Origin of the sequence: Tepidiforma thermophila (genome assembly GCF_002563855.1) — a bacterium.
Classification (GTDB): domain Bacteria; phylum Chloroflexota; class Dehalococcoidia; order Tepidiformales; family Tepidiformaceae; genus Tepidiforma; species Tepidiforma thermophila.
In genome coordinates this window covers 1,296,334-1,321,781 of record NZ_PDJQ01000001.1, presented here as the reverse complement: position 1 = coordinate 1,321,781, position 25,448 = coordinate 1,296,334, and the positions used below count along the sequence as shown (strand labels likewise).

Below are 25,448 nucleotides of genomic sequence, written 5' to 3'. Positions count from 1 at the left end.
CGGCGACGGCCTGGCGGGGCCCCCAGGGGATGAGGGACCGGCGGGCCCCAGTGCTCAGAGGGTCACTCCGAGGGCGGCTGCCACGGTGTGCATGTCCTTGTCGCCGCGGCCGGAGAGGCCGACGAGGATGTCCTTGCCGGGGCCGAGCTCGCGGGCGAGGCAGATGGCGTGGTAGATGGCGTGGCTGGGTTCGAGGGCGGGGATGATGCCCTCGGTGCGGGTGAGGGCCTGGAAGCCTTCGAGGGCCTGGCGGTCGTCGACGGCGACGTACTCGGCGCGCTCACTGGTCTTGAGCCAGGAGTGCTCGGGGCCGACGCCGGGATAATCGAGGCCGGCGGAGATGCTGTGGGTTTCGAGGATCTGGCCGTTGTCGTCCTGGAGGAGGTAAGTGCGGGTGCCGTGGAGGACGCCGGGCCGGCCGGCGACGAGGGTGGCAGAGTGCTTGCCGGTACCGACGCCATCACCGCCGGCTTCGACGCCGACGAGGCGGACGGGGTCGTCGATGAAGGGGTGGAAGAGGCCGATGGCGTTGGAGCCGCCGCCGACGCAGGCGACGGCCACATCCGGGAGCTTGCCGGCCTGCTCGAGCATCTGGGCGCGGGCCTCGCGGCCGATCACGGACTGGAAGTCGCGGACGATGGTAGGGAAGGGGTGAGGGCCGATGGCGGAGCCGATGATGTAGTGGGTGGTGCGGACGTTGGTGACCCAGTCGCGCATCGCTTCGTTGATGGCGTCTTTCAGGGTCTTCGAGCCGGAGTCGACGGAGACGAGGGTGGCGCCGAGCATCTTCATGCGGAAGGCGTTGAGCGACTGGCGCTTGATGTCCTCGGAGCCCATGTAGACGACGCATTCAAGGCCGAGCATGGCGCAGACCGTAGCGGTGGCGACGCCGTGCTGGCCGGCGCCGGTCTCGGCGATGATGCGGGTCTTGCCGAGGCGGCGGGCGAGGAGTGCCTGGCCGAGGGCGTTATTGATTTTGTGGGCGCCGGTGTGGGCGAGGTCTTCGCGCTTGAGCCAGATGCGGGCGCCGCCGACTTCGCGGGTGAGGCGCTCGGCGAAGTAGAGCGGGGTGGGACGGCCGACGTAGTGGCGGAGGAGGTGGTCGAGCTCCTGCTGGAAGGCAGGGTCGCTGCGGGCGTCGAGGTAGGCGGCTTCGAGGTCTTCGTGGGCGGCGACGAGGGTTTCGGGGATGTACCGGCCGCCGAATTCGCCGAAGCGGGGCGGAAGCTGGGTCGCAGTTTCAGATATCACGGCTGGCACCTTTCGCCGCGCGGATGAAGGCGCGGATTTTCTCGGGGTCTTTGACGCGGCCGGTTTCGACGCCGGAGGAGACATCGACCGCCCAGGGGCGGACGGTGCGGACCGCCTCGGCGACGTTTTCGAGGGTGAGGCCGCCCGCGAGGATGATGGGGAAGCGGGCGGCAACGTCTTCGGCGATGGACCAGTCGAAGGCGAGGCCGGTACCACCGAGGGCGGTGTCGTGGGCGGTATCGAGCAGGGTTCCGGCGGCGAGGCCGGGCACGATGCGCTCGGTGATGTCGGCGGGGTCATCGCCCTGGCGGACGTGGATGGTGCGGAGGACCGGGCGGCGGATGGCGCGGACGAAGGCGTTATCTTCTCCGCCGGAGAGCTGGACGAGGTCGATGCGGGCGGCCTCGGCGATGTCGTTGACCTCGTCGGAGGTCATGCGGGCGAAGACGCCGACGAGGAGGGGCCGGGCGCGGGCGAGGGCGAGTTCGATGGCGTCGGCCCAGGCGGGGAACCAGCTGCGGGCCGAGACTTCGCCGAGGGCGGGGCCCGAAAGGGCGAGCGGGGTTTCAGTGCGGCGGCGGCCGGCGATAGCCTCGACGATGTCGTGGCAGTCCTGCGGGGTAACCTGGCGGCGGGACTCGGCGAAGACGAGGCCGATGAAGTCGGCGCCGGCATCGGCGGCGGCGAGGGCGGTGGCTGCGTCGCGGATGCCGCAGATTTTGACGAGGGTCATGGGGCGGCCCCGGGGGCGGCTGCAGGGACGCCGCGGAGTTCGCGGATCTTTGCGGCGGGGTCCGGCGCAACCATGAGGGATTCGCCGACGAGGACAGCTGCGGCGCCTACGGCGGCGAAGCGTTCGACATCGGCGCGGGAGCTGATGCCGCTGAGGGCGGCGAGCGTGGCACCGGGCGGGGCGAGGCTGGCGAGGCGGTCGGTGGTTGCGAGGTCGACCCGGAAGCTGCGGAGGTCGCGGTTGTTGATGCCGACCAGGGCGGCGCCGAGTTCGGCGGCGCGGGACATTTCGTCGGCGTTGTTGACCTCCACGAGGGCCTGCATGCCCAGCCGGACGGCTGCGGCGTACAGGTGCCGGAGCCGGGCGTCGTCGAGCGCGGCGACGATGAGGAGGACGGCATCGGCGCCGTGGACGCGGGCTTCGAGCAGCTGGTAGTCGTCGATGATGAAGTCCTTGCGGAGGATTGCGGGACGGTCCGGACCGAGTTCTTCGACGGCGGCGCGGACCGCGGCCATATCGGCGAGGGTTCCCTTGAACCAGGTGGGTTCGGTGAGGACGGAGATAGCGCTTGCGCCGCCGCGGGCGTAGCGGAGGGCCTGGGCGGCGGCATCCATGCCGGGGGCGATGTCGCCCTTGCTGGGGGAGGCGCGCTTGACCTCGGCGATGACGGCGATGGGGGCGTCGCGGCGGAGGCGGGCGATGAAGTCGATGGCGGGCGGAGCCTCGGCGAGGCGGGCTTCGAGCTCGGACGGGGGCACGGCGGCCTTCGCCTCGGCGACGTCGCGTTCGCGGCGGGCGAGGATGGTGTCGAGGATGGTGGGGCTACCCACCGGCGGCCTCCCGGGAGAGCGCGATGTAGGTATCGAGGACTTCGCGGGCGCGGCCCGAGGCGACGGCCTCGCGGGCGAGGCGGACGCCTTCGCGGAAATCGGCGGCGCGGCTGGCGACTACGAGGGCGGCGGCGGCGTTCATGAGGGTGAAGTCGGTCTTCGGGCCTTCAGCGCCATCGAGGATGGCGAGGATGTCGCCGGCGTTGGCTGCGGCGTCGCCCCCGGCGACGGCGGACAGTGGGGCGGTGGGCAGGCCGAAATCGGCAGGGCTGATGGTGCGCTCGGCGACGGCGCCATCGGCGACGACCCATGCGCGGGTCGGGGCCGCGGGGCTGATTTCATCGAGGCCGTCTTCGGAGTGAACGACAAGGGCGTATTCAACGCCGCGGAGGGCGAGGGCCTCGGCGACGAGCGGGCCGAGGGGGGCGGCGCCGACGCCGACGAGCTGGCGGGCGGGCGCGGTTGGGTTGGAGAGCGGGCCGAGGATGTTGAAGACGGTGCGGATGCCGATTTCGCGGCGGGCGCCGCCGACGTGGCGCATGGCGGGGTGCATGCGCTGGGCGAAGAGGAAGCAGAAGTTGCAGGCATCGATGATGCGGGCGATGGCCTGCCCATCGAGGTCGATGCGGGCGCCGAGGGCTTCGAGGACATCGGCGCTGCCGCACTTCGAGCTGGCGGCACGGTTGCCGTGCTTGGCGACGCGGACGCCGCAGGCGGCGACGATGAATCCGGCGGCGGTTGAGACGTTGATGGTATCGATGCCGTCGCCGCCGGTGCCGCAGATGTCGATGGTGCCGGCGGCGGGCACGGGCTCGGCATGGCGGAGCATGACCTCGAGGCAGGCGGCGATTGCGGGGGCTGATTCGCCGCGGATGCGCCATGCGGCGAGGAAGGCGCCGACCTGGGCGGGGGTGGCGGCGCCGGTCATGAGCTCCTCGAGGGCGGCGGCGGCGAGCGCCGGGGGGAGGTCTCCAGCGTCGACGAGGGACTTGATTGCTTCCTGGACGGCCATCAGGCGGGACCCCGGGCAGGGATGCAGGTTCCAGTGTGGCGAATCAGGCGGGCCATTCGCCACCCTCCATGCGGAGGAAGTTCGCGAGGAGCTCCTTGCCGTATTGCGTGGCGATCGACTCGGGGTGGAACTGGACGCCTTCGACGGTGTAGCGGCGGTGGCGGACGCCCATGATGATGCCGGATTCAGAGCGGGCGGTTACTTCGAGCTCGGGCGGGAGCGTCTCGGGGGTGCCGCAGAGGGAGTGGTAGCGGACGGCTTCGAAGGGCGAGGGGATGCCGGCGAAGACGCCGCGGCCATCGTGGGTGATTTGCGAGGTTTTGCCGTGCTTGATTTCGCCGGCGCCGGCGATGGTGCCGCCGTAGACGTCGTAGATGCACTGGTGGCCGAGACAGACGCCGAGGACGGGGACCCTGCCGGCGAAGGCGCGGATGACATCGCGGGAGATACCGGCGTCGTCGGGGTCGCCGGGGCCGGGGGAGATGACGACGTGGTCGGGCTCGAGCGCGAGGCACTCCTCGAGGGTGACCTGGTCGTTGCGGAAGACGCGGACATCGGCGCCGAGTTCGCAGAGGTACTGGTAGAGGTTGTAGGTGAAGGAGTCGTAGTTATCGATGAGCAGGGTGGTCACTGGTCGAGGGCTTCCTCCCGGTGGAGATCATCGGCGATGAGGCGGAGGACGGCGGCGAGCTCTTCGGGCGTGTAGCCGTAGCCGCGGCGGTCGAGGCGGAACTTGGCGGCGAGGTAGGCGGGGTCGAGCGCGGCCGGCGAACGGAGGTCGAGGGGGTAGGCGGTCCCGGGCTCGCCGATGAGGGCGACGAGGAAGTAGCCGTCGCCGGCGGAGCGGGTGAAGGGTGCGGATTCGCGGAGGAGCGGCACGAGGGCGAGCTCGACGCCGCCGGAACGGTAGAAGCGGACGGCGACATGGGCGATGTACTTCTGGAGGGGCGGATAGGGGGCGCTCATCGGCCGAACCCCTGTTCGACGACGAGCTCGAGGACGTGTCCCGGGGTGCGGGCGGTGAAGTCGGGGAGGGCATCGAGGGTGGCGGCGGCATCGATGCTGCCCCAGAGGGCTGCGACGGAGCGGATTCCGGCATTGCGGGCGGCCCAGATGTCGGCGGGGCTGTCGCCGACGATGACGGCGCGTTCGGGGTAGTCGGCGAGGAGGCGGTCGAGCGCGGCGTAGACCGGCTCGGGGTCGGGTTTGTGGCGTTCGGTATCGTCGAAGCCGATAACGGCGCGGAAGTATGGGAGGAGGCCGGCGGCCTCGAGTTCTTCGACGGCGCCGTACGAGACCTTTGAGGTGACGACGGCCATGGGGATGCCGGCGGCGTGGAGGGAGCGGAGGACGGCTTCGATGCCCTCGAAGGGGCGGGGCGCAGGGCGGCCGGGGGCGTAGTAATGCTCGCGGTAGGCGCGGGTGAAGCGCTGGTAGTCGTCGCCGAGGAGGCGGCGGGCGAGGTCTTCGAGGGTGCCGCCGCGGTTGGAGCGCCAGAGCTCGACGGGGTCGACGGGTTCGCCGAGGACGACCTGGTGGGCGTGGGCGAGCGAGGCCATCCGGGCGGGGAGGGTCTCGAGGAGGGTATCGTCGAGGTCCCAGAGGATGGCGCTCACGGGGCGGCCTCCGTGCGGCCGGGCCGGGGGATGCCGCGGCGGGCGAAGACCTCTTCCATGACCGGCCAGGCTTCGAGGGCTGCCGGGAAGCCGGCGTAGACGGCGACCATACGGAGTACTTCGATGACCTGGGCCGGGGATGCGCCATGGTTGAGGGCGCCTTCGACGTGTGAGCGGAGCGGGCTGCCCGTACGGCCCTGGGCGGCGAGCATGGCGATGACGAGCAGGCTGCGGGTGCGGCGGTCGAGGACGGGGCTGGACCAGCCGCGGGCGAGGGCGAAGTCGACGATGTCCTCGGCGAGTTCGGGGGCGGTGCGCCGGAGGTCCTGGAAGGCGGCGCCCGGGTCGCGGCCGCCGAGAGTCCGGAGGACGTCGAGGCCCGCAGCCCGTGCTGCGGAGGAGGCGGGGGCTGCTGGTTCGCGCACGGCTTCGGCGAGCTCTGCGCCGAGGGCTGCGAGGATTTCGCCGGTGCGGTCGGGCGGCTGGACGAGGCCGAAGGCTTCGAGGATGGCCTGGCGGACGCCGGGCAGGAGGTCGATGGCGTCGAGCTCGTCGAGGGTGAACCAGCCGCTGCCGACACCGGGCGGGGGGGCCGGTTCGCCCTGCCAGCCGGTGGGGGCGTAGAGGTTGTAGACGACCTGGCCGTCCTCGGCGGGGAAGTAGTGGGTCTGGAGGAAGTCTTCTTCGACGGCGGGAGCGTGCACGCCGAGCCGCTGGAGGATGCGGTCCATTTCTTCGTCGACGTCGTCGACGCCGGGCGGGAGGGGGCCGGAGGGGAGCTCCCAGGGCGCGCCGGGCTGCGGCCGGACGAGGAAGATGCGTCCGCCGCGCTCGAGGATGGCGGCCATGGTGATGTGCTGTTTCATGTGGTTTTGATTGCGATCGTATCGAGGACGGAGAGGAGGAGGATGCGGAGCGGTGGGGGGAGGTCGGCGCGGAGGACGTCGTCGCGGCCGAGCCAGCGGCCGGCGGAAGGGGGCGGGTCGGGCTGCCACTGCCAGACGGTGTAGAAGCCCGAGAACCAGGGGCGCTCTTCGGCGGGGTCGCGGTAGTCGAAGGCGCCCTGGGCCCAGATGGCGGAGGCTTCGATGCCGAGCTGGTCCCAGAGGTGAGCACGGAGCTCAACCTTGCGGTCTTCGGCGAGGGGACGGAAGACGCCGCCGGGGAGGCCGAGCGCGCCGTTGACGTCGCGCAGGAAGACCTGCCCGGGGCGGACGAGGATGCCGTAGACGCGGTCGGGGCGGCGGTCGGACATGGGGCGGCTCCGTTGGTCAGCCGTAGCCGATACTCCCGGTTTTGAGCTGGGCGGCGGCGACTTCGGCCTGGTCGATGGCGCGCATGAGGGCGCGCATCTTGTTGACGGTTTCCATGTATTCGGTTGCGGGGACGGAGTCGTAGACGATGCCGCCGCCGGCCTGGAGGTAGGCGACGCCGTCCTTGACGACCATGGTGCGGATGGCGATGCAGGTATCGAGGCTGCCGGCGAAGCTGGCATAGCCGACGGCGCCGCCGTAGATGCCGCGGCGGGAGGGTTCGAGCTCGGCGATGATCTCCATGGCGCGGACCTTGGGGGCGCCGGAGAGGGTCCCGGCGGGGAAGACCGAGCGGAAGGCATCGAAGCGGGTTTTGTCGGGGGCGAGCTGGCCGGAGACGTTGGAGACGATGTGCATGACGTGGGAGTACTTCTCGATGTGCATCAGGCTATCGACGCGCACGGTGCCGGGGCGGGCGACGCGGCCGATATCGTTGCGGCCGAGGTCGACGAGCATGATGTGCTCAGCGCGCTCCTTTTCGTCGGCGAGGAGTTCGGCGGCGAGGCGTTCGTCCTCTTCGGGGGTTGCACCGCGGGGGCGGGTGCCGGCGATAGGGTGAGTGGTGACGATGCCGTCTTCGACGCGGACGAGGAGCTCAGGCGAGGCGCCGACGACCTGGAAGCCGCCGAGGTCGAGGTAGAACATGTAGGGCGAGGGGTTGATGGTCCGGAGCTGGCGGTAGATGTTGAAGGGGTGGACGGCAGTGGGGCGGCGGAGGCGCTGGGAGGGGACGACCTGGATGGCGTCGCCGGCGATGATGTACTCCCGGATCTTCTCGACCATCAGCTCGTAGCCTTCGCGGCCAACGTTGGACTCGGCCTGGCCGTTGGTGCGGAGGACGGCGGCGATGTCCTGGTGGGGGAGAGGGACGGTGGGGTTTTCGAGGCGCTCGACGATGGCGTCGATCCGGAAGGCGGCCTGGCGGTAGGCGCTCTCGACGTCACCGTCGAGGCGGCAGTGGGCGATGACCTTGATGGTGTGGTGGATGTGGTCGAAGACGACCATGGCATCGGTGAAGAGCCACATGGACTCGGGGATGCCGATTTCATCTACCTCGGGCGGGCGGACGCGCGGCTCGAAGTGGCGGACGGCATCGTAGGCGACGTAGCCGATGGCTCCGCCGGTGAAGGCGGGGATGCCGGGGGTGACGACCTGGCGGAAGCGGGCGAGCTCCTGCTCGACGGGGATGAGGGGGTCGCCCTCCCACTCCTGGCCGGGGCCGGTACGGAGCACGCGGTAGGGCTGGGTGCCGATGAAGGAGTAGCGGGCGAGCCGCTCACCGCCCTCGACCGATTCGAGGAGGAAGGAGTAGGGGCCGTTCGCGACCTTCAGGTAGGCGGAGACGGGCGTCTCGAGGTCGGCCGTGACCTCGCGGTAAACGGCCACGAGGTTGCCCTGGCCGGATTGGGCGAGCTGGCGGACCTCGTCGAGCGTTGGGCGGAGCATCAGTACTTCTCGAGGTAGTTGAGGTCGAGGGCGTCGTGGACCATGTCCATCGTTTCGCGGGCGATACGGCGCATCCGCTCGGAGCCGGAGGCGAGGGCATCGCGGACGAGCCGCATGTGCGCCTGGTAGTAGGCGCGGCGCTCGCGGAAGGGGTCGAGGAGGTCGTTGAGGACCTTCGTGAGGCGATCTTTGAGGACTTTGTTGGGGACGCCGCGAGTTTCGTACTCGCGCTCGAGTTCGGCGAGGCCCTCGGTGTCGGGGTCGAAGGCGCGGAGGTAGAGGAAGATGGGGTTGTCGTCGCAGCGGCCGGGTTCGTTGGCAGCGCGGGGCGGGCCGCCGTACATGGCGCGGACCTTGCGGGCGACGGTTTCGGCGTCGTCTTTGAGGTCGATGGTGTTGCCGCGCGATTTGCTCATCTTGGCGCTGCCGTCGATGCCGACGAGGCGGGGGACGCGGCCGACGAGGGCTTCGGGCTCGGGGAAAACCTCTTTGAAGCGGCGGTTGAAGCGGCGGGCGGTTTCGCGGGTGAGTTCGATGTGGGGGAGCTGGTCTTCGCCGACAGGCACGAGGTGGGCGCGGGGCATGAGGATGTTGGCCACCTGCATGACCGGGTAGGTGTAGAAGGCGACGGGCACGGACTTGCGCTCGGTGGAGCCGTCCTCGGGGTTCTCCATGGCGGCCATTTCGGCCTTGAGGGTGGGGTTGCGCTCGAGCATGGAGACGGGGAGGAACCAGCCGAGGAGGGTGGCAAGCTCGGCGTGTTCGGGGACGAGGCTTTCGATGACAAAGGCGGAGCCTTCGGGGTCGAGGCCGACGGCGAGCCAGTCGAGGGCGACCTCCCAGACGGCCTCGCGGACGCGGGGGATGTCGTCGGCGTAGTCGGAGACCTGGTAGTCGGCGATGAGGAAGTAGCACTCGTAGTCGTGCTGGAGCCGCACCCAGTTTTCGAGGGCGCCGGCGTAGTGGCCGAGGTGGAGGGCGCCGGTGGGGCGGATGCCGGTGAGGATCCGCTTGCGGTCGGTCACCGGGGGCCTCCGAGGCGGCCGGGCGGGCGGCCCGTGCCGGACTGGGGGCCGGGCGGCCGGCGGCGGGCTGACGCGCGGGAGCGCCGGCAGCGCCGGCGCGCTCGGCGACGCGCAGGTAGGCGTTGATCTGTTTGCCGGCCTGTTCGATGAGTTCGAGCTCATCGGCGAAGACGGTTTCGGGCTCGTTGGTGAGCGCGGCGAGGACGTGGAGCCAGGAGCGGCAAGCGGCAAGCGCACCGCGCGCCTCGCGGAGGATGGCGGCCTGGGCCTGCCCCTCGCGGGCGCCGGCTTCGGCGATGCGGGCGGCGGCTTCGCCTGCGGCCTCGAAGGCGCGCTCGTGGGCCTCCTGGGAGGCGCGCAAGTTCGAGCCGATCTTCAGGCGGCCGATGGACGCGGCGAGCCGGATGGCCGTGTTCCAGGCCTCGATGTCGTGGTGGTCGGCGGACGTCATATCAGGCGGCAGCGGCGTAGCAGCCGTCGAGGAAGGCGAGGAGGCGGTCGCAGGCGGTGTCGACGGCGCGGATGACGGCGTCTTCATCGGTGCAGGCCTCGGCGATGGCCTCCATTTCGGCGCCGGAGTGGGCGATATCGGCGACGAGATGGACGGAGAAGAATTCGAACTGCTTCGGCTCGAAGCCGTAGAACTCCGTGAGGCCTTTGATCTTCTGCCAGGCGATGGCGGGGACCTGCCCTTCGTAGGCGAAGAGGGTGCCGAGCGCCTCGGCGATGGGGGCGGTGGAGGTCACCTGGCGGAAGTGGTCGACGAGGGCGCGGGTTTCGGGGCGAAGCTCGGCGGTGATGACCTCGTCCGGTTCGACGCCGACGGCGCGGGCGAATTCGAGCCAGAGGGTTGGGTGGTTCCGTTCGCCGTGCTCTTCGTCCCAGAGGTTATCGAGGATGAGCTGGCGGATCTTGGGGCTCTCGGTGCGGGTGTGGATGGCGGAGAGGAAGCGCGGGAAGGCGGCCTCGAAGTGGTAGTACTGGCGGGCGTACTCCTGCATTTTGTGCATGGGGAGGGTGCCCTGGGTCCACTCGACGTAGAAGGGGTGCTTGAGCATGGACTTGGCCTCGAGGACGGCCTTGAGGCGGGCTTCGAATTCGGTGGAGACGGCGAGCATGGACACGGCGGGTACTCCGGGTGTGGTCTGGGGTGTGGTGCTTTCAGGATAGCTGGCGCGGGCGTTAGATGACGGGGAGGTCCTTCATCGCCTCGCGGACCTTCTCTTCAGGGTAGAAGTCGTCGATGAGTTTGCCGGCGAGGTAGTCGTCGTAGGCCTGGAGGTCGAGGAGGCCGTGGCCGGAGAGGTTGAAGAGGATGACGCGGGAGCGGCCCTCCTCGCGGGCCTGGATGGCTTCGTCGATGGCGGCGCGGATAGCGTGGGAGCTTTCGGGGGCGGGAACGATACCTTCGGTGCGGGCGAAGAGGGTGGCGGCTTCGAAGCAGGCATTCTGGGGGTAGGCGCGGGCTTCGATGTAGCCCTGGTCGTAGAGGTGGCAGATGAGCGGGGCCATGGCGTGGTACCGCAGGCCGCCGGCGTGGATGCCCGGGGGCATGAAGGTGTGGCCGAGGGTGTACATCTTCATGAGCGGGGTGAGCCCGGCGGTATCACCGAAGTCGTAGCGGTATTCACCCTTGGTAAGAGAGGGGCAGGAGGCGGGCTCAACGGCGAGGAAGCGGGTGGCGGTTTTGCCGGCGAGGCGGTCCTTCATGAAGGGGAAGATGAGTCCGGCAGCATTTGAGCCGCCGCCGGCGCAGCCGATGACGACGTCGGGGTATTCGCCGGCCATCTCCATCTGGGCGATGGCCTCCTGGCCGATGACGGTCTGGTGGAGGAGGACGTGGTTGAGGACGCTGCCGAGGGAGTACTTCGTGTCTTCGCGCATGGCGGCGTCTTCGACGGCCTCGGAGATGGCGATGCCGAGGGAGCCGGAGTTTTCGGGGTCTTCGGCGAGGATTCTGCGGCCGGCTTCGGTGTCGGGGCTGGGGCTGGGGACAACGGTGCCGCCCCAGACCTGCATGAGGGAGCGGCGGTAGGGTTTCTGGTTGTAGGAGACGCGGACCATGTAGACCTTGCATTCGAGGCCGAAGATCTGGCAGGCGAATGCGAGGGAGGACCCCCACTGGCCGGCGCCGGTTTCGGTGGCGATGCGCTTCACGCCTTCCTGTTTGTTGTAGTAGGCCTGGGCGACGGCGGTGTTGGGCTTGTGGGAGCCGGAGGGGGAGACGCCTTCGTATTTGTAATAGATGTGGGCCGGGGTCTGGAGCGCCTGCTCAAGGAAGGTGGCGCGGAAGAGCGGCGAGGGGCGCCAGATGCTGTAGATGCGGCGCACTTCTTCGGGGATTTCGATGTAGCGCTCGGTGCTGACTTCCTGCTTGATGAGCTCCATGGGGAAGAGCGGGGCGAGCGCTTCGGGGCCGATGGGCTGGTGGGTGGCGGGGTGGAGCGGCGGAGGGGGCGGCGTGGGGAGGTCGGCCGCAATGTTGTACCAGTGGGTGGGGATGCGGTCGTCGCTGAGGAGGAATTTGCGGGTTGCCATGGGAGTCCCCTCCATGCGGGTGATGCGGGATGCAGGCGGAGGCCTGCGAAGCAAAACGACCCCTCGTCAGCCAAAGGACGAGGGGTCGCTCGCGGTGCCACCTTTGTTCCCCGCGGCTTGCGCCGGCGGGGCACTCTTCAGCCGCCGCGGGCGAATGCCCGCGAGGGCCATGGCTGTGATAACGGTGCCACTCCGCCGCAACCTACTGCCCCGCGGGGTGCGAGGGTTGGGCTGCGGGGCTCCCGGGCCCATTCGCCTGCTGCGCCGCCGCCGGTTTTCAGCTGCCCCGGCTCTCTGGAGGCTCGCTTCGCAGGGTACTTTTCCCGTTCGTCGCCTGCTCTTCAGTTGAGGTGCTCAAGGTAGGACGGCGGCGGACGGCTGTCAACGGGAGGGCGGCCTCAGGCGCCTTCGGCGAGGAAGGTTTCGAGGGCCTTCCGGGCCTCCGGCTCGACAAGGAGCGGGGCGTGGCCGACGCCGGGGACTTCAACGAGGCGGGCGCGGGGGTTCGCCTCGAGCATTTTGCGGGCCGTCTCGGCGGAGAGGACGTCGCTCTGGGCGCCGCGGATGATGAGCACGGGGCACTCCATGGCGCGGAAGGCGTCCCACGGGTCGAGGGCCGGGGGTTTCGGGGGGGCGGTGCGGACGGCGGGGTCCATCTTCCAGACGTAAACGCCGGAATCGGAGCGGCGGACGTTGTAGCGGGCGAACTCGGCGAGCTGGTCGTCGTTGAGGTGGGCGACCATAGGGGCGTAGTGTTCGCGGTAGTAGCGGACGACGGCTTTGAGGTCGGCGAACATCTCAGGGGCGTTCTGGACGTAGGCGAGGATGCGCTGGAGGCCGGCGGGGTCGATTTCGGGGCCGATATCGTTGAGGACGGCGCGCGAAACCCGTTCGGGGAAGCGTGGGGCGTACTGCATGGTGATGAGGCCGCCCATGGAGGTGCCGACGAGGGCGAAGCGCTGGAGGCCGAGGGCCTCGCGGACGGCTTCGAGGTCTTCGACGTAGGTGTCGATGTTGTACTGGTCGGGCGGGCCCCATTCGGATTCGCCGCGGCCGCGGACGTCGAGGCAGTAGACGTGGTAGCGGGCGGCGAGGATGTTGGCGATGGCGTCGAAGGTGTGGGCCTGGCCGGCGAGGCCGTGGATCATGAGGACGACGGGTGCGCCGGGGGCGCCGCGGGCGAGGAGGTGATGCCGGAGGCCGTTCGCCTGGACGAAGATATCGCGCACGGGGTAGACGGTGGACATGCTGCGGCTCCCGCGGGGTGGTTGGCGGGATTATAGGGAGTCCGGGGGAACGGTCAGAGCGGCTGGCGGCCGGCGTAGCCGGCGTCGACGTCGTGCCAGCTGGTGATGGTGGGTTCGCCGAGCTCGTAGCAGAGGTAGACGATGCGGTCACCGCGGCGGTGGGGGAAGTCGATGAGGCCGCGGGCGGGGTCTTTGAGTTCGATGCCGCGGGCTTCGAGCGCTTCGATGGCGGCGCGGATGGCGGCGCGGAGGGGACCGGCGGGGTCGGACTCGGCGGCGGCAAAGGGCGCGGCGAGGTCGTGGCCGTCGGCGGTGGCGCCGCGGGCGGCGGCAGCCCGGGCGGCGGCGATGGCGCGGAGTTCGAGGGAGGCCTGCCGGAGCCGTTCGAGGATGGGGATGACCTCAGGGAGGGTGGCGCGTGCTTCTTCGAGCGTGAAGAGGCGCATGGCGGGCGGCATCAGACGAAGAGGTGGAGGGGGATGTGGGTGGGGTGGACGGAGGCGCCGGATTCGAGTTCTTTGAGGTCGGCGAGTTCTTCGTGGACGCCGGGGCCGACGACGACGTTGCGGCCGATGCGGAGGCCGGAGGGGATGGTGGCGCGCTTCCCGATGATGGAGATGCCGGTGTTGACGATATCGGGCCGCTCGCGGTTGGGGATGTTCGGGTCGCCGGTGCCGATGACGCAGCCGGCGCCGACGGAGACCTCTTTATCGAGGATGCAGCGGTCGATGACGGTGCCGGAGCGGATGACGCAGCGGTGCTGGATGATGGATTCGCGGACGACGGCGCCGGGTTCGATGACGACGCCGGGGGAGATGACGGAGCGGTAGACCTCGCCGTCGATGCGGGCAGAGGGAGAGATGAGCGACTCGGTGACGCGGGCGTTGGGGCCGAAGCGCGCCGGCGGGGGGATGGAGCCGGCGGTGCGGAGCTTCAGGTCGGGGTCTTCGAGGTCGAGCGGGGGGTTGGGCTGGAGGAGGTCCATGTGGGCGGCCCAGTAGGATTCGATGGTGCCGACATCGCGCCAGTAGTCGTGGTACTGGTAGCCGAAGACGCGGTGGGTGCGGAACATGCGGGGGATGATGTCTTTGCCGAAGTCGTGGGAGCTGGCTTCGCCGAGGTCGGCGTCGGCCTGGAGCTGTTCGACGAGGACATCTTTGTTGAAGACGTAGATGCCCATGGAGATCCAGGAGCCGCGAGGCTCTTTGGGCTTCTCCTGAAAGTCGATGACGCGGCCGGAGGGGTCGAGGTCGAGAACGCCGAAGCGGTGGGCTTCGCTGCGGGGGACACTGTAGACGGCGACAGTGGCGTCGGCGCCCTGGGAGCGGTGGTAGGCGACGAGGTTGCGGTAGGAGGTGAGGTAGATATGGTCGCCGGCGAGGATGAGGATTTCGCGGACGCGGGCTTCTTCGATGACGTAGAGGTTTTGGTAGACGGCGTCGGCGGTGCCCTGGTACCAGTCGGCGTCGGCTTTGCCGAGGTAGGGCTGGAGGATCTGGATGCCGCCCTCGGGGGTGTCGTAGCCCCAGGGCCTGCCGGCGCCGATATGGTTGAAGAGCGAGCGCGGGCGGTACTGGGTGAGGACGGCGAGCTTGCTGATGTCGCTGTTGGCGCAGTTGGAGAGGACGAAATCGATGATGCGGTAGTTGCCGCCGAAGACGACGGCAGGCTTGGCGCGCTGCTCGGAGAGGATGGAGAGCCGGTCGCCCTGTCCGCCGGCGAGGATCATCGCGAGGACGTCGTTCACGGGCTGCCTCCTGCCGCCGGGGTTACGACCCATTCTACGGGCGGCAGCCGGCCCCCGAAACCGGGGACCGGCTGCCTGCGAGGGGCCCGGGTTAGCTGGCGCGCATAGCTGCTGCCTCGGAGCGGAGGACCATCGCGAACGCGCAATCTCGACAAATCACGGTCGCGTAGCTGGTCCGGCGCGTGCCGATGGGTTCGACATCGGCGATGAGGATGCGCGAGTGTGCGCGCGCCTGGCGCCCGCAGAGCGGGCAGGGGCTGAAGGAACTGGTGTTTCGAGTCATCTCCCTACCTCGAAACCCCGCCGGGTTTGAGATTGGCAGAGGTGGGGGCCGGCGTGAATCGGGAGGAGCGCCTAGGCGAAACCCTGATTCGGGGCGGCAGAGACCCGGATGCGCGCACCGGCCCACAGGGTGGCCGGGGCATATACTCGCGGCGAGGAGGCGACGATGAAGGCGCTGCGGCTGGGACTGGCGCAGATCAACACAACGGTGGGAGACCTCGAGGGGAATACGGCGAAGATCCGGGAGCAGCTGGCGGCGGCGCGGGCAGCGGGCTGCGACGTGGTAGCGTTCCCCGAGCTGGCGGTCACCGGGTATCCGCCGGAGGACCTGGTGCTGCGGCGGTCGTTCTGCGAGGCGTCGCGCGAGGCGGCGGCGGAGCTGGCGGAGGCGACCCACGGGCTGGTGGCGGTGGTCGGGTTTGTGGACTGGCGGGACGACGACGCGTACAACGCGGCGGCCGTGTTTGCAGACGGGCGGTGGGTTGATACGTACGACAAGCAGCGGCTGCCGAACTACGGGGTGTTCGACGAGGAACGGTACTTCCGGGCCGGGCGGCGGACGGCGGTGTACCGGGCGGGCGGAGTGCGGTTCGGGGTGAGCATCTGCGAGGACATCTGGTACCCGGGGGCGCCGCTGGATGCGATGGCGCTGGCGGGCGCCGAGCTGTGCATCAATATCAACGCTTCGCCGTATCACCGGGGGAAGGCGCGGGAGCGGGAGCGGATGCTCGCCACGCGGGCGGCCGACAACAGCATTGCGGTGGCGTACCTGAACGCAGTGGGCGGGCAGGACGAGCTGGTATTCGATGGGGCGTCGGTGGTGATGGACGCGGAGGGGCGGGTGGTGGCCCGGGCGCGGCAATTTGCGGAGGAGCTGCTGGTGGTGGACGTGGACCTCGACGAGGTGGCGCAGCGGCGGCTGCACGACCCGCGGCGGCGCGTGGAGCTTCGGGCGCGGGACTGGGAGACAGGCGCGGAGTTCGTGGACCTGCGGACGGCGCTGGAGACGAGCCGTGAGCCCGCCGCCGGGGGGCCGGTCGCGGAGCTGATGGGTGAGGAGGAGGAGGTGTGGTCGGCGCTGGTGCTGGCGACGCGCGACTACCTGCGGAAGACGGGCTTCGGGGAGGCGATCGTCGGCCTTTCGGGCGGGATTGACTCGGCGGTCGTTGCGGCGGTTGCAGTTGATGCGATCGGGGCGGAGCGGGTGATTGGCGTTTCGATGCCGAGCCGGTATTCGAGCGAGCACAGCAAGGCGGATGCGCGGGCGCTGGCGGAGAACCTCGGCATCCGGTTCCTGACGATCCCGATCGAGCCGGCCCATGCGGCAATGCTGGAGATGCTGGCGGACGTGTTCGAAGGATCGGACCCGGGGACGGCGGAGGAGAACCTGCAGGCGCGGCAGCGCGGGAATGTGCTGATGACGCTTTCGAACAAGACGGGCGCCATTGTGCTGACGACCGGGAACAAGAGCGAGATGGCGACGGGGTACGCGACGCTGTATGGCGACATGGCGGGCGGCTATGCGGTGCTGAAGGATGTGCCGAAAACGCTGGTGTACCGGCTGGCGCGGTGGCGAAACGCGCGGGCGGGGAAGCCGTGGATCCCGGAGCGGTCGATTACGAAGCCGCCGAGCGCTGAGCTGCGGCCGGGGCAGCTCGACCAGGATTCGCTGCCGCCGTATGAGGTGCTGGATCCAATCCTTGAGGCGTACGTGGAGGACGACCGGACGGTGGACGAGATTGTGGCGATGGGGTTCGAGCGGGCGACGGTGGAGCGGGTGGTGCGGATGGTGGACCGGAATGAGTACAAGCGGCGGCAGGCGGCGCCGGGCGTGAAGATCACGCCGCGGGCGTTCGGGCGGGACCGGCGGCTTCCGCTGGCCGCGAAGTACCGCTGAGCGGATTACGCACGGCGGGGTGCGGGCGTGGTAGGATCGGTGCGGCAACGAGTGTATACAATCTGCGGGTTCCGCCGCGAGGGGGTAGGCACGTGACCGAGGTGATTGCACGGGGGCTCGAAGGCGTCAACGTCACAGCGACGAAGCTGTGCCGGATCGACGGCCAGAAGGGCGAGCTGATCTACGCCGGGTACAACATTTTCGACCTGGCAGAGCATTCGACGTTCGAGGAGACGGCGTTCCTCCTGTGGAACCTGCGGCTGCCGACGCGGGATGAGCTGGAGCAGCTGAAGGCGGACCTTCGGCGGGAGCGGCCGCTTTCGGACCTGAACGCCAGGGTGCAGCGGGAGATCGTCGGCAAAATCCGGCCGATGCGGGCGCTGGAGATCTCGGTGATTATCGCGGGGGCGCTGGATCCGAAGTCCAGCGACCTTTCGCAGGAGCAGCTGAAGAAAACAGCGGCGCTTCTGACGGCGCGGATGCCGACGGTGCTGGCGCAGTATCACCGGCTCCGGCAGGGGCTCGACCCTGTGCCGCCGAGGGATGACCTCGGGCATGCGGCGAATTTCCTCTGGATGCTGAAGGGCGAGGAGCCGAACGAGCTCGAGGCGCGGGTGTTCGACGTGGCGATGATCCTGCACGCCGAGCACGAGATGAATGCCTCGACCTTCTCGGCGCTGGTGACCGCGTCGACGCTCAGCGACATGTACTCGGCGATCGCCTCGGCGATTGGGACGCTGAAGGGGCCGCTGCACGGCGGCGCGAATGAGGCGGTCTACCGGACGCTGGAGGCTATCGGCACGGAGGAGAATATCCCGCGGTACGTGGACGACCTGCTGGCCCGCGGCGAGCGGGTGATGGGCATCGGGCACCGCGTGTACAAGACGACCGACCCGCGGGCGATCATCCTCGAGCAGCTGGGGCACAAGCTGGCGGCGACATCGCCGGACCGGAAGTACTTCGACCTTTCGCTGAAGCTGCGGGACTACCTGGCGAAGAAGCTGGAGGGAAAGCCGCTCTACCCGAACGTCGACTTTTTCAGCGCGTCGGTTTACAAGATGCTGGGCATCCCGAGCGACCTGTACACGCCGATCTTCGCGATGTCGCGGATTGCGGGGTGGACGGCGCACCTGCTGGAGCAGTATGCGGACAACCGGCTGGTGCGGCCGAACGCGCTCTACGAGGGCGCGGACCCGCGGCCGTACGTGCCGCTCGAGCAGCGGTAGCTCCGGAGACTTCGAGCAGCCCGCGAGGCCGGTCGCATGCGGCCGGCCTCGCGTCGCTGTTGCGGGGCACGGCTCACCCGGATTCTGCCTGGAGCCGCTGGCGGTAGCCTTCCTCGCCTTCGAGGCGCCGGAGCTCGGCCTCCCGGGCTTCGCGCTCGAGGCGGGCTTCGCGCTCCTCGGGGGTTTCGGCGATGAGTGCGCCGTGTTCATCGACGTGGATGACGGCCTCGAGGGGGTCACCGATGACGGCGTACCGGTTGCCGCCGATGAACACGAGGGGGCTTTTCTCGCGGGAGGCGAGGAGCCAGTGGCCGGCGTAGGCTTCGTCGTCGGCCTGGACTTTGACCGGCTCGGCGACGAAGAGGGTGTGGTCGCCGGTCTTGATCGCGTCCTGGACGAGGCATTCGATCCAGGCGAGGCAGTCGCGGATGAGTGGCGCGTCGATGACGAGCGGGGCGAAGGTCTCGAGGCCGGCGGCTTCGAGCTTGTTGGTTTCGAGGCCGGTGAGGGAGCCGAGGAAGGCGGTGTGCTTGAGGAGGGACGGGCCGGGGATGTTGATGGCGAAGGCGCCGCTGAAGCGGATCATGGCGGCGGTGTGGCGTTCGGGGGCGACGACGACGCCGAGGCGGGGCGGGTCGATGGAGAGCGGCGTCATCCAGGCGATGGGGGCGGCGTTGGTATAGCCGCGCCAGGCGGTGGTGATGATGCCGACGGGGCCGGGGTTGAGGAGACGGCGGGCATCGGCGGGGTCGCAGAGGCGGCGCATGGGTTGGCCTCCGGTGAGGGTACTGGGCCGGACGGCGAAACAGCCGGGCAGGGGCCCGGCTGTCGCAGCGGTGTTGTGAGCCGGCTGTCGGTCAGTGGCGGCCGGAGCCGTTGGCGGACATGCGGCGCCAGCGGAGGAAGTTCCAGTACTGGAGGAGTTCGGGCAGGTCTTCGGGGTGGCGCTCCAGTTCCTGGATGAGCTGGGCGATTTCGCTGTCCTTGACGTAGAGCATCTCGCCCTCTTCGCCGAGGAAGTAGTGGAGGGGGCGATTGAGGATGCGGGCGACGTTGAGGAGCATGTCGATGCCGACAGAGCGCTGGCCTGCTTCGTAGAGGCTGATGGCGCTCTGGGTGGTGTTGAGCGCCTGGGCGAGCTGGCCCTGGCTCATCCCGGCATCGCGGCGGGCTGCCCGGATGCGGCTCCCGAGGCTCGCGGAGACAGGGGGCTTACCGGTTTCGGAGGACGTTCTCATCATGCGTGCAGGACTCCGTGTAGGGACGGTGGAATAGGGGCGCCGTGGGCTGTGGCCGAGGCGTTTGCAGGGACAAGGTAGCCAGCGGCTACCTAGTGGTCAATCAGCCGCATAAGGTTGCGCAATTGCGGATGGCGGTGCTGATGGCAGCGAAGGCGGGCTTAGGGCGTTAGCGAACGGGGGCCTATACTGGCCTCATGGCAGAAGAGGTGGCAATCGAACTGGCTTCTTCGAGCGAGGAGGAGACGCGGGCGCTGGGGGAGCGGCTGGGGCGCCACCTGCGGCGCGGGGACGTTGTGCTGCTCAGCGGGGACCTCGGCAGCGGGAAGACGTGCCTGACGCAGGGCATCGGCCGGGGGCTCGGCTGCCGCGGGCAGGTGAACAGCCCGTCGTTCGTGCTGATGAACGAGTATGCGGGACGTGAGGTGCTCTACCACGTCGACCTGTACCGGATCGAGGACGTGGAGGAGCTGGACGAGCTGGGGTTATGGGACTACGCGGAGAAGGGCGTGCTGGTGATTGAGTGGCCGGAGCGTGGGGCGGAGCTGCTGCCCGGGGACGGGCTGGTGGTTGAACTCCGCCCGGGCGAGCAGGGGCCGCGGACGCGGCGGCTTCGCTTCATCGCCCGGGGTGCGCGGGGCCGTGAACTGGTGGAGGCGCTGAAGGCAGCGTGAGCACCATCCTGGCCATTGATTCAGCATCGGACCGGTTTGCCGTGGGGGTCGACCGCGTCGGCCAGCGGGAGATCGTTGTGGCCGAGGAGGAGCGGAGCCATACGACGGGGCTGCTGGCGGCCATCGAACGGCTGCTGGGCGGCGAGCGGCCGGCAGCGATCCTGGTCGTGACGGGCCCGGGCTCGTACGCGGGGCTGCGCGTGGGCATCGCCACGGCGCAGGGCCTTGCGCTGGCGACGGGCGCGCCGCTCTATGGGGTCCGGACGTTCGAAGCGATTGCGCTGGCCGCCGGCGGGGACGGGGCGGTGACGGCGATTCACCCGGCAGGCCGGGGGGAGTGGGGCGTCCAGCGCTGGGCGGGACGGGAGCCGGCGGGAGAGATTGCCCTTGTGGCGGCGCTGCCTGGGGGCGACCGGCTTGCAGGCGAAGGAGCCGGCGCGCTGGGCGGCCTGGAGGTTGGCCCGCGCGAACGGGTGGCTGCCATGCTGGAGCGGCTGGCGCCGGCCGCCCGGCGGGGCGAACTTGCGACGGGTGCGGAACCGTTCTACCTGCGCGAACCTGCGATCACCATCTCCCGGCGGCAGCGAACGGCCGGGTAAGGAGGGCCCTGTTGGAAACCACGGAGCGAACGCTGTTCCTGATCAAGCCGGACGCGATGCAGCGGGGGCTGGCGGGAGAGATTATCGCGCGGCTGGAGCGGCGCGGGCTGAAAATTGTGGGGATGAAGCTGCTGCGGGTTACCCGGGAGCTTGCTGAGCGGCATTACGCGGAGCATGTCGGGAAGCCGTTCTTCCCGGGGCTGGTGGAGTTCATTACGAGCGCGCCGGTCATCGCGATTGCGTGGGAGGGACAGGACGCGATCAAGGTCGTGCGGGCGACCATCGGGGCGACGAACCCGGTGGAGGCGGCGTCGGGCACGGTGCGCGCAGACTTCGGGCTGGACAAGGGGCGGAACCTGGTGCACGCGAGCGACGGCCCGGAGAGCGCGACGCGGGAACTGGCGCTGTTCTTTGCACCGGACGAGCTGCTGAGCTGGGACCGGGATGTCGACCGGTGGGTCGCTGAGTAGCGAGCCCGCGCCGGCGGTGGCGGTGTTCTGCGGTTCGAGCGCAGGGCAGCGCCGGCAGCACCTCGAGGCAGCGCGGGAGGCGGGACGGGAGCTGGCCCGGCGGGGCGTCACGATCGTCTACGGCGGGGCGTCGGTGGGGCTGATGGGGGCGCTGGCGGACGCGTGCCTGGTGGCCGGCGGGCGGGTTATCGGGGTTATCCCGCGGCAGCTGGTGGACCTGGAGCTGGCCCATACGGGGCTGACGGAGCTGCATGTGGTGGAGACGATGGCCGAGCGGAAGGCGCTGATGGCAGGGCTGGCGCAGGGCTTCCTGGTGCTGCCGGGGGCGTACGGGACCCTTGACGAGGCGTTCGAGATGGTGACCTGGCGGCAGCTGGGGCTGCATGCGGGGCCGCTGGTATTCGCGAACGTGGGCGGGTACTACGACGGGCTGCGGCAGTTCCTCGACCGGGCCTGCGAGGACGGCCTGCTCTCGCGCGCGAACCGGGGGCTCGTTTCGTTCGAGGCGGACGTGCGGACGGCGATCGCGCGGCTGCTGGCGGAGCTGGGCGGCTAGCGCGCGAGGAAGTGCTCGATGATGCGGGCGGCAAATTCTGCGCCGAGCGGCAGGGCGTCTTCGTCGATGACGAAGCCGGGGTCGTGGTGGCGGCCGGCGATGCCCCTGGCTTCGTTGCGGGCACCGAGCCAGAAGTAGCAGCCGGGCCGGGCTTCGAGGAAGACGGACATGTCTTCGGCGCCCATGGTCGGAACGCCGATGATGCGGTCGGGGCCGAAGTAGCCGCGGGCGAGCTCGAGGACGTCGGCGGTGACGACGGGGTCGTTGACGAGGGGCGGACAGGAGGTTTCGTGAGTGAGGGTGAAGGTTGCGCCGAAGGCGGCGCAGACGCCGGCGAGGATCTCTTCGGTGCGGCGGATCATGAGGTCGCGGACCGAGGTGCTGTAGGTGCGGATGGTGCCGGTCATGACGGCGGATTCGGCGATGACGTTGCCGCGGAAGCCGGCCTGGATTTTGCCGATGGTGAGGACCGCCTGCTCGGACGGGGGGAGTGAGCGGCTGACGACGGTCTGGAGGGCGGTCACGGCGTGGGCGGCGACGACGACGGCGTCGACGGACTGGTGAGGGGCTGCAGCGTGGCCGCCGCGGCCGGTGATTTCGATGCGTATGGCCGTCGGGGCAGCGAAGAAGGGGCCGGGGGCGAGGTTGATGGCGCCGATGGGGATATCGGCGCTGATATGCAGGCCGAGGGCGACCGCGACGCGGGGGTTTTCGAGGACGCCATCGGCGATGCAGGCGGCGGCACCACCGGAGGCCTCTTCTGCGGGCTGGAAGACGAAGCGGATGGCGCCGGGCAGTCGGTGGCGTTCGGCCTGGGCCCAGGCGGCGAGGGCGAGGGCGATGGCCATGTGGGCATCGTGGCCGCAGGCGTGCATAACGCCGTCGTTTTGCGAGGCGAAGGGGAGGCCGGTTTTTTCGGGGACGGGGAGGGCATCGATGTCGGCGCGCCAAAGGACGCAGGGACCGGGGCGGCCGCCCTGCACGAGGGCGGTGGCGCCGGTCCGGGCGATGGGGCGGACATCGGCGAGGCCGATTTCGGCGAGGCGGCGGAGGAGGTAGCGCTGGGTTTCGTGCTCCTGCCAGGAGCATTCGGGGTGCTGATGGAGGTGGCGCCGGTCGGCGATGAGCCGGTCGGCGAGGGCGCGGATGGCGGGGCGGACCGGCGGGAGGCTGGCAGTTGCCATGGCGGGAGCTTAGCAGGTACGGGCGAGGGCTACTTGCCGAGCGCAGCGGAGCCGGCGGACTCGGGCGGGCGGGCGCCTGGCAGGCGGAGGACGCCCTGGACAAGGAGTACGCCGGCGAGGATGACGCCGAGTCCGGCGAGGAGGTTCCAGCTGATGGCCTCGCTGAGGAAGGCCCAGCCGAAGAGGACACCCCATGGCGGGATGAGGTAGGTCACGAGGACCGAGCGAACGGCGCCGATCTGCTGAATGAGGCCCATGTAGGCGACCACGGCGAGGCCGGAACCAAGGATGCCGAGGGTCGCGGCCGAGGCGACGACATGAGGGGACCAGTCGACGCCGGCGAAGGCGCCCGTCGCTGCTGCTGCGGGGAAAAGGGCGGCTGCCGCGGCGGCGACCTGGCCGAAGGCGATGACTGCCGGCGAGAGGTGGCCGAGGGCGCGGCGGATGGCGATAGCGGACGCGGCGTAGCTGAGGGTGGAGGCGAGGACGAGAGCCACGCCGGCGGCATCGCTGGAGAGGTGCACGAGGGATGCCGGGCCGGCCAGGATGACGATGCCGGAGAAGCCGAGCACGAGACCGACACCCTTCGTACGGTTGACGCGTTCCTCGCGGAGGAAGGCGACGGCGAGGACGGCAGCCCAGAGCGGCGCAGTGGAGTTCGCGATCGAGGCCATACCGCTCGAAATGTGGTGCTCGGCGAGGGCGATGAGCGTCCAGGGGACGGCGAAGTTGGTGACGCCGAGGGCGGCGAGGAGGACGGCATCGCGCGGGGCGGGCCGCGCCCGGCGCACGGCAGCGGCCGCGAACGGGGCGAGCGCGGCAGCGCCGAGGAGAGTCCGGACGCTGGCGACGCCGAGCGGGTCGAGGCCGGCGTCCAGCTGGACCTTGATGAACAGGAAGGAGGCGCCCCAGACGACGGAGAGGAGGGCCAGCGTGAGGATGTGGCGGGTGGTCATACGCGGAACAGGGTGCATCCAGCGTAGAGCGCCGGGGCTGCGCGGGACAGGGCCGCCGTCAGGCAAGATTCCGCTGGAGGTGGTCGGTTTCGCGGAGGAGGTGGAGCCAGTCGGCCGGGGCGAGCGGCGGGCCGGTGAACCCGGGGCAATCGTCGTGGCCGAGGAGGAGGGGCACAACCGGACCGGAGGCTGCAGCGGCTTCGAGGGGCGGCAGCGACTGGTAGACGGGGCGCTCCGTTTCGACGTTCCAGTAGACGACGAAGTGGGGATAGAGGCGGCAGGCGGTGGGGCGCGCCTCATAGACGCCGCAGTGGTGCGCGGGCTGCAGGAAACGGCAGCGGCCTTCGTCGCGGGCGAGGAGGTAGGGCTGGGCGAGCGGGAGGCGTACCGGCTGGCCTTCTTCGAGTTCGAGGAACTGGACCGGCTGGAGGCCGGTGGTGCGGGCGAAGTGGTCGACGTCGCGGTCGTGCATGGCGACGGAGAAGACGCGGCAGCAGGCGGCCTCGCAGGCATCGGTCTTACAGACGAAGGCGGGCGACCCGGGCAGGATGAGATGGTAGGCCCGGAAGCGGGAGGCGGCAGCCTGCCAGGCGGCGCGCATGCGGGATTCGAGGGCCGGGGCATCGATCGGCGGGGCGGGCATATTGTGATCGTACGCCGGGCGGGAGCATGGCGCGGGGGTTTGCCCGTGGGGGCGCGCGGCCGTATCCTTTCCGCTTCGCCGGGCGGGTAGAAAGCGACGGAAGATGACGAACGAGACGACCCACGACGAGATGACGCCCGAGGCACGGGCGAAGCTGAAGAAGCAGCTGACGGACCAGGCGGTGAAGCTGGCGGTGAACGGCCGATGGCAGGAGGCCGTGCAGGTCAACCGCGAGTACATCCGGCTCTTCCCGAACGAGGCGGAGGGGTACAACCGCCTGGGGAAGGCGCTAAGCGAGCTGGGACAGGTGCAGGATGCGCTGGATGCATACCAGAAGGCGCTGGACCTCGATCCCACTAACCTCATCGCGAAGCGGAACATCGACCGGCTGGCCGCGCTGCGGGACCGGCCGGTGGATGCGCCGCCGACGCACGTTGACACGCGGCTGTTCGTCGAAGAGACGGGGAGTGCGGCGGTCGCTTCGCTGCAGGCGGTTGACCCGAAGGTGGCCGCGGTGCTGGATGCGGGCGACATCGTGCAGCTGGAGGTGCAGGGGAACGCGGTGAACGTGCTGACCGTGCGCGGCGAGTACGTGGGGATGATCGAACCGCGGATTGGACTGCGCCTGGCGCGGATGATGAAGGCCGGGAACCGGTACAGCGCGGCGATGGTGAGCACGGGCGAGCACCCGAAGGTCATCCTGCGGGAGACGTTCAAGCACCCGTCGATGATCGACAAGGTGAGCTTCCCGCAGTCGCGCATTTCGGACATCCGGCCGTATACGCGGCGCGGGCTGCTTCGGCGCGAGGAAGAGGAGGAGTGGGGCTACGAGGAAGAGGAGGAGATCGAGGACGAGGTGGAGAACGGCTGGAGCGAGACCGGCGAGGACCTCGAGACGACCCCGGACGTGGACGTCGAGAGCGACGAAGACGAAGAGTTCGCGTAAGCTGCCGGCGCACGGCGGG

At 69.8% G+C, this 25,448-nt stretch carries 29 protein-coding genes; 7 read left to right on the top strand and 22 right to left on the bottom strand.

Going from position 1 to position 25,448, the window contains the following annotated elements; genetic code table 11:
* Positions 1 to 54 precede the first annotated feature (54 nt).
* From trpB to A9A59_RS13715, 17 genes are all read right to left on the bottom strand, one after another.
* Positions 55 to 1,248 carry a tryptophan synthase subunit beta gene (trpB, locus tag A9A59_RS06405; protein ID WP_423242395.1) on the bottom strand — a complete coding sequence of 398 codons (1,194 nt, stop codon included), beginning with the start codon at positions 1,246 to 1,248 and terminating at the stop codon, positions 55 to 57.
* The gene (locus A9A59_RS14260; protein WP_098503491.1) at positions 1,241 to 1,984 is read right to left on the bottom strand and encodes a phosphoribosylanthranilate isomerase; all 744 of its coding nucleotides are present in this window, start codon (positions 1,982 to 1,984) and stop codon (positions 1,241 to 1,243) included. Before A9A59_RS14260 ends, trpB begins: the two co-directional genes overlap by 8 nt.
* On the bottom strand, positions 1,981 to 2,814 hold the full coding sequence (gene trpC, locus A9A59_RS06395; protein ID WP_098503490.1) for an indole-3-glycerol phosphate synthase TrpC: 834 nt from the start codon (positions 2,812 to 2,814) through the stop codon (positions 1,981 to 1,983). Before trpC ends, A9A59_RS14260 begins: the two co-directional genes overlap by 4 nt.
* Positions 2,807 to 3,826, bottom strand: coding sequence for an anthranilate phosphoribosyltransferase (trpD, locus tag A9A59_RS06390; protein ID WP_098503489.1), 1,020 nt, complete (start codon positions 3,824 to 3,826; stop codon positions 2,807 to 2,809). Before trpD ends, trpC begins: the two co-directional genes overlap by 8 nt.
* 43 nt (positions 3,827 to 3,869) lie before the next feature.
* Positions 3,870 to 4,457 carry an anthranilate synthase component II gene (locus tag A9A59_RS06385; protein ID WP_098503488.1) on the bottom strand — a complete coding sequence of 196 codons (588 nt, stop codon included), beginning with the start codon at positions 4,455 to 4,457 and terminating at the stop codon, positions 3,870 to 3,872.
* Positions 4,454 to 4,792 carry a hypothetical protein gene (locus A9A59_RS06380; RefSeq protein WP_098503487.1) on the bottom strand — a complete coding sequence of 113 codons (339 nt, stop codon included), beginning with the start codon at positions 4,790 to 4,792 and terminating at the stop codon, positions 4,454 to 4,456. The genes A9A59_RS06385 and A9A59_RS06380 overlap by 4 nt, the downstream gene beginning before the upstream one ends.
* Entirely contained in the window at positions 4,789 to 5,442 is a 654-nt protein-coding gene (locus A9A59_RS06375) for an HAD family hydrolase (RefSeq protein ID WP_165772548.1), read from the bottom strand. The genes A9A59_RS06380 and A9A59_RS06375 overlap by 4 nt, the downstream gene beginning before the upstream one ends.
* Positions 5,439 to 6,308 (bottom strand): carboxymuconolactone decarboxylase family protein, encoded by an 870-nt coding sequence (locus A9A59_RS06370; protein ID WP_098503486.1) that lies wholly within the window; start codon positions 6,306 to 6,308, stop codon positions 5,439 to 5,441. The genes A9A59_RS06375 and A9A59_RS06370 overlap by 4 nt, the downstream gene beginning before the upstream one ends.
* Positions 6,305 to 6,697, bottom strand: coding sequence for a hypothetical protein (locus tag A9A59_RS06365; protein WP_098503485.1), 393 nt, complete (start codon positions 6,695 to 6,697; stop codon positions 6,305 to 6,307). The genes A9A59_RS06370 and A9A59_RS06365 overlap by 4 nt, the downstream gene beginning before the upstream one ends.
* Before the next feature lie 16 nt (positions 6,698 to 6,713).
* Positions 6,714 to 8,201: an anthranilate synthase component I gene (gene trpE, locus A9A59_RS06360; RefSeq protein ID WP_098503484.1), complete on the bottom strand. Its 1,488-nt coding sequence runs from the start codon at positions 8,199 to 8,201 to the stop codon at positions 6,714 to 6,716.
* Entirely contained in the window at positions 8,201 to 9,226 is a 1,026-nt protein-coding gene (gene trpS / locus A9A59_RS06355; RefSeq protein WP_278286812.1) for a tryptophan--tRNA ligase, read from the bottom strand. The genes trpE and trpS overlap by 1 nt, the downstream gene beginning before the upstream one ends.
* A 452-nt stretch (positions 9,227 to 9,678) precedes the next feature.
* Positions 9,679 to 10,344, bottom strand: a complete 666-nt coding sequence (locus A9A59_RS06350; RefSeq protein WP_098503482.1) for a CADD family putative folate metabolism protein — start codon at positions 10,342 to 10,344, stop codon at positions 9,679 to 9,681.
* Positions 10,345 to 10,408: 64 nt separating this feature from the next.
* Positions 10,409 to 11,764 carry a TrpB-like pyridoxal phosphate-dependent enzyme gene (locus A9A59_RS06345; protein WP_098504818.1) on the bottom strand — a complete coding sequence of 452 codons (1,356 nt, stop codon included), beginning with the start codon at positions 11,762 to 11,764 and terminating at the stop codon, positions 10,409 to 10,411.
* Positions 11,765 to 12,162: 398 nt separating this feature from the next.
* The gene (locus A9A59_RS06340; RefSeq protein ID WP_098503481.1) at positions 12,163 to 13,011 is read right to left on the bottom strand and encodes an alpha/beta fold hydrolase; all 849 of its coding nucleotides are present in this window, start codon (positions 13,009 to 13,011) and stop codon (positions 12,163 to 12,165) included.
* A gap of 53 nt (positions 13,012 to 13,064) precedes the next feature.
* Positions 13,065 to 13,469: a DUF2203 domain-containing protein gene (locus tag A9A59_RS06335; protein WP_098503480.1), complete on the bottom strand. Its 405-nt coding sequence runs from the start codon at positions 13,467 to 13,469 to the stop codon at positions 13,065 to 13,067.
* Entirely contained in the window at positions 13,469 to 14,758 is a 1,290-nt protein-coding gene (locus A9A59_RS06330; RefSeq protein ID WP_278286811.1) for a glucose-1-phosphate adenylyltransferase family protein, read from the bottom strand. The genes A9A59_RS06335 and A9A59_RS06330 overlap by 1 nt, the downstream gene beginning before the upstream one ends.
* Positions 14,759 to 14,849: 91 nt before the next feature.
* Positions 14,850 to 15,041 (bottom strand): hypothetical protein, encoded by a 192-nt coding sequence (locus A9A59_RS13715; protein WP_133117533.1) that lies wholly within the window; start codon positions 15,039 to 15,041, stop codon positions 14,850 to 14,852.
* 165 nt (positions 15,042 to 15,206) lie between these two features.
* Between A9A59_RS13715 and A9A59_RS06325 the strand changes: the two genes are divergently transcribed.
* Together A9A59_RS06325 and A9A59_RS06320 are read left to right on the top strand one after the other, a co-directional pair.
* Positions 15,207 to 16,937, top strand: coding sequence for an NAD+ synthase (locus A9A59_RS06325; protein WP_098503478.1), 1,731 nt, complete (start codon positions 15,207 to 15,209; stop codon positions 16,935 to 16,937).
* 92 nt (positions 16,938 to 17,029) lie between these two features.
* Positions 17,030 to 18,163, top strand: a complete 1,134-nt coding sequence (locus tag A9A59_RS06320; protein ID WP_098503477.1) for a citrate/2-methylcitrate synthase — start codon at positions 17,030 to 17,032, stop codon at positions 18,161 to 18,163.
* Between the two features lie 73 nt (positions 18,164 to 18,236).
* Here A9A59_RS06320 and A9A59_RS06315 read toward each other — a convergent pair whose 3' ends face one another.
* Positions 18,237 to 18,929 carry a flavin reductase family protein gene (locus A9A59_RS06315; protein WP_098503476.1) on the bottom strand — a complete coding sequence of 231 codons (693 nt, stop codon included), beginning with the start codon at positions 18,927 to 18,929 and terminating at the stop codon, positions 18,237 to 18,239.
* 91 nt (positions 18,930 to 19,020) lie between these two features.
* Complete coding sequence (locus A9A59_RS06310) at positions 19,021 to 19,404, bottom strand: helix-turn-helix domain-containing protein (protein WP_098503475.1); 384 nt, start codon at positions 19,402 to 19,404, stop codon at positions 19,021 to 19,023.
* 194 nt (positions 19,405 to 19,598) lie between these two features.
* Between A9A59_RS06310 and tsaE the strand changes: the two genes are divergently transcribed.
* Genes tsaE through A9A59_RS06290 form a run of 4 tightly spaced genes read left to right on the top strand, consistent with a single transcriptional unit; the run spans position 19,599 to position 21,700 of the window.
* Positions 19,599 to 20,075 carry a tRNA (adenosine(37)-N6)-threonylcarbamoyltransferase complex ATPase subunit type 1 TsaE gene (gene tsaE, locus A9A59_RS06305; protein WP_098503474.1) on the top strand — a complete coding sequence of 159 codons (477 nt, stop codon included), beginning with the start codon at positions 19,599 to 19,601 and terminating at the stop codon, positions 20,073 to 20,075.
* Positions 20,072 to 20,674: a tRNA (adenosine(37)-N6)-threonylcarbamoyltransferase complex dimerization subunit type 1 TsaB gene (gene tsaB / locus A9A59_RS06300; protein WP_098503473.1), complete on the top strand. Its 603-nt coding sequence runs from the start codon at positions 20,072 to 20,074 to the stop codon at positions 20,672 to 20,674. Before tsaE ends, tsaB begins: the two co-directional genes overlap by 4 nt.
* Before the next feature lie 11 nt (positions 20,675 to 20,685).
* Positions 20,686 to 21,144 carry a nucleoside-diphosphate kinase gene (gene ndk / locus A9A59_RS06295; protein ID WP_278286810.1) on the top strand — a complete coding sequence of 153 codons (459 nt, stop codon included), beginning with the start codon at positions 20,686 to 20,688 and terminating at the stop codon, positions 21,142 to 21,144.
* The gene (locus A9A59_RS06290; RefSeq protein WP_098503472.1) at positions 21,119 to 21,700 is read left to right on the top strand and encodes an LOG family protein; all 582 of its coding nucleotides are present in this window, start codon (positions 21,119 to 21,121) and stop codon (positions 21,698 to 21,700) included. The genes ndk and A9A59_RS06290 overlap by 26 nt, the downstream gene beginning before the upstream one ends.
* Here A9A59_RS06290 and A9A59_RS06285 read toward each other — a convergent pair.
* The 3 genes from A9A59_RS06285 to A9A59_RS13520 are packed head-to-tail and all read right to left on the bottom strand — an operon-like array spanning position 21,697 to position 24,483.
* Positions 21,697 to 22,884, bottom strand: a complete 1,188-nt coding sequence (locus A9A59_RS06285; protein WP_098503471.1) for a M20 metallopeptidase family protein — start codon at positions 22,882 to 22,884, stop codon at positions 21,697 to 21,699. The genes A9A59_RS06290 and A9A59_RS06285 overlap by 4 nt on opposite strands.
* 29 nt (positions 22,885 to 22,913) lie before the next feature.
* Positions 22,914 to 23,840 carry a DMT family transporter gene (locus tag A9A59_RS06280; RefSeq protein ID WP_165772547.1) on the bottom strand — a complete coding sequence of 309 codons (927 nt, stop codon included), beginning with the start codon at positions 23,838 to 23,840 and terminating at the stop codon, positions 22,914 to 22,916.
* Positions 23,841 to 23,898: 58 nt separating this feature from the next.
* Complete coding sequence (locus tag A9A59_RS13520; RefSeq protein ID WP_106427065.1) at positions 23,899 to 24,483, bottom strand: YkgJ family cysteine cluster protein; 585 nt, start codon at positions 24,481 to 24,483, stop codon at positions 23,899 to 23,901.
* 103 nt (positions 24,484 to 24,586) lie between these two features.
* Here A9A59_RS13520 and A9A59_RS06270 point away from each other — a divergent pair, with 103 nt between their 5' ends.
* On the top strand, positions 24,587 to 25,429 hold the full coding sequence (locus A9A59_RS06270) for a tetratricopeptide repeat protein (RefSeq protein WP_098503469.1): 843 nt from the start codon (positions 24,587 to 24,589) through the stop codon (positions 25,427 to 25,429).
* Positions 25,430 to 25,448: the final 19 nt, after the last annotated feature.

What these genes read in the sequence shown, in the direction of transcription:
- A9A59_RS14260 (WP_098503491.1), bottom strand. Translation starts at nt 1,984, where the DNA reads ATGACCCTCGTCAAAATCTGCGGCATCCGCGACGCAGCCACCGCCCTC.
- trpD (WP_098503489.1), bottom strand. Translation starts at nt 3,826, where the DNA reads ATGGCCGTCCAGGAAGCAATCAAGTCCCTCGTCGACGCTGGAGACCTC.
- A9A59_RS06380 (WP_098503487.1), bottom strand. Translation starts at nt 4,792, where the DNA reads ATGAGCGCCCCCTATCCGCCCCTCCAGAAGTACATCGCCCATGTCGCC.
- A9A59_RS06370 (WP_098503486.1), bottom strand. Translation starts at nt 6,308, where the DNA reads ATGAAACAGCACATCACCATGGCCGCCATCCTCGAGCGCGGCGGACGC.
- A9A59_RS06365 (WP_098503485.1), bottom strand. Translation starts at nt 6,697, where the DNA reads ATGTCCGACCGCCGCCCCGACCGCGTCTACGGCATCCTCGTCCGCCCC.
- trpE (WP_098503484.1), bottom strand. Translation starts at nt 8,201, where the DNA reads ATGCTCCGCCCAACGCTCGACGAGGTCCGCCAGCTCGCCCAATCCGGC.
- A9A59_RS06350 (WP_098503482.1), bottom strand. Translation starts at nt 10,344, where the DNA reads ATGCTCGCCGTCTCCACCGAATTCGAAGCCCGCCTCAAGGCCGTCCTC.
- A9A59_RS06345 (WP_098504818.1), bottom strand. Translation starts at nt 11,764, where the DNA reads ATGGCAACCCGCAAATTCCTCCTCAGCGACGACCGCATCCCCACCCAC.
- A9A59_RS06340 (WP_098503481.1), bottom strand. Translation starts at nt 13,011, where the DNA reads ATGTCCACCGTCTACCCCGTGCGCGATATCTTCGTCCAGGCGAACGGC.
- A9A59_RS06335 (WP_098503480.1), bottom strand. Translation starts at nt 13,469, where the DNA reads ATGCCGCCCGCCATGCGCCTCTTCACGCTCGAAGAAGCACGCGCCACC.
- A9A59_RS13715 (WP_133117533.1), bottom strand. Translation starts at nt 15,041, where the DNA reads ATGACTCGAAACACCAGTTCCTTCAGCCCCTGCCCGCTCTGCGGGCGC.
- A9A59_RS06325 (WP_098503478.1), top strand. Translation starts at nt 15,207, where the DNA reads ATGAAGGCGCTGCGGCTGGGACTGGCGCAGATCAACACAACGGTGGGA.
- A9A59_RS06315 (WP_098503476.1), bottom strand. Translation starts at nt 18,929, where the DNA reads ATGCGCCGCCTCTGCGACCCCGCCGATGCCCGCCGTCTCCTCAACCCC.
- A9A59_RS06310 (WP_098503475.1), bottom strand. Translation starts at nt 19,404, where the DNA reads ATGATGAGAACGTCCTCCGAAACCGGTAAGCCCCCTGTCTCCGCGAGC.
- tsaE (WP_098503474.1), top strand. Translation starts at nt 19,599, where the DNA reads ATGGCAGAAGAGGTGGCAATCGAACTGGCTTCTTCGAGCGAGGAGGAG.
- A9A59_RS06290 (WP_098503472.1), top strand. Translation starts at nt 21,119, where the DNA reads ATGTCGACCGGTGGGTCGCTGAGTAGCGAGCCCGCGCCGGCGGTGGCG.
- A9A59_RS06285 (WP_098503471.1), bottom strand. Translation starts at nt 22,884, where the DNA reads ATGGCAACTGCCAGCCTCCCGCCGGTCCGCCCCGCCATCCGCGCCCTC.
- A9A59_RS06280 (WP_165772547.1), bottom strand. Translation starts at nt 23,840, where the DNA reads ATGACCACCCGCCACATCCTCACGCTGGCCCTCCTCTCCGTCGTCTGG.
- A9A59_RS13520 (WP_106427065.1), bottom strand. Translation starts at nt 24,483, where the DNA reads ATGCCCGCCCCGCCGATCGATGCCCCGGCCCTCGAATCCCGCATGCGC.
- A9A59_RS06270 (WP_098503469.1), top strand. Translation starts at nt 24,587, where the DNA reads ATGACGAACGAGACGACCCACGACGAGATGACGCCCGAGGCACGGGCG.